Source organism: Flavivirga aquimarina (genome assembly GCF_030540835.1).
GTDB classification, from domain to species: Bacteria; Bacteroidota; Bacteroidia; order Flavobacteriales; family Flavobacteriaceae; genus Flavivirga; species Flavivirga aquimarina.
Genome location: NZ_JAUOEK010000143.1, coordinates 1 through 1,158 on the forward strand (window position 1 = coordinate 1; position 1,158 = coordinate 1,158).

General features: G+C 34.5%; 1 protein-coding gene. It reads right to left on the reverse strand.

All coding sequences use genetic code 11. From position 1 onward, the window contains the following. The coding region (locus Q4Q35_RS15510; RefSeq protein WP_496559759.1) for a leucine-rich repeat domain-containing protein at positions 1-1,158 on the reverse strand (1,158 nt) is incomplete at both ends.

Genomic DNA, 1,158 nt, shown 5'->3' on the forward strand with positions numbered 1-1,158 from the left:
ATTATAACTTATTTCTGTATCGTTATTGGGGTTTATGGCTGTGTTGGACAGCAAAGCGTTTTTAAAATTGACATCGGGGATGTACACTATAGGAGAACAATCGTTACTAAAACTTGCGGTGGTATCTATATCATTTGCCCAGTTAGCGTTGCTATAGGTAACATCGTCCACTTGTATACAGCTTAAATTGGGGTTGTTTTCTGCGGTAAAAGTTATTAAATTAGTATTATTGCCATTGGCAACGTTTAAACTTGTTAAAGCATTATTGTTACAATATAAACTTGTTAAAGCTGTATTGGCAGAGACATCTAAACTTGTTAAAGCATTATCGTAACATATTAACCTTGTTAAAGCTGTATTGGCAGAGACATCTAAACTTGTTAAATTATTGCTATTACACCGTAATTCTTCAAGAGCCAAATTGTTGGCAACCTCTAAGCTGGTTAAATTATTGTAATTGCAATATAAACGTGTAATATTAACAAAAGCCTCAATACCTGTTAAATCTGCTATGTTATTAAATGAAACATCCATTGTTCCTGTAAAAGCGGCCGCTTCATTATAACTTATTTCTGTATCGTTATTGGTGTTTACGGCTGTGTTGGACAGCAAAGCGTTTTTAAAATTGACATCGGGGATGTACACTATAGGAGAACAATCGGTACTAAAACTTGCGGTGGTATCTATATCATTTGCCCAATTGGTGTTGCTATAGGTAACATCGTCCACTTGTATACAGCTTAAATTAGGGTTGTTTTCTGCGGTAAAAGTTATTAAATTAGTATTATTGCCATTGGCAACGTTTAAACTTGTTAAAGCATTATCGTCACAATATAAACCTCTTAAAGCTGTATTGGCAGAGACATCTAAACTTGTTAAAGCATTATCGTCACAATATAACCTTGTTAAAGCTGTATTAGCAGAGACATCTAAACTTGTTAAAGCATTGTCTCTACAATATAAATGTGTAATATTAACAAAAGCCTCAATACCTGTTAGATCTGCTATGCCTTTACGTGAAACATCCATTGTTCCTGTAAAAGCGGCCGCTTCATTATAACTTATTTCTGTATCGTTATTGGGGTTTATGGCTGTGTTGGACAGCAAAGCGTTTTTAAAATTGACATCGGGGATGTACACTATAGGAGAACAATCGTT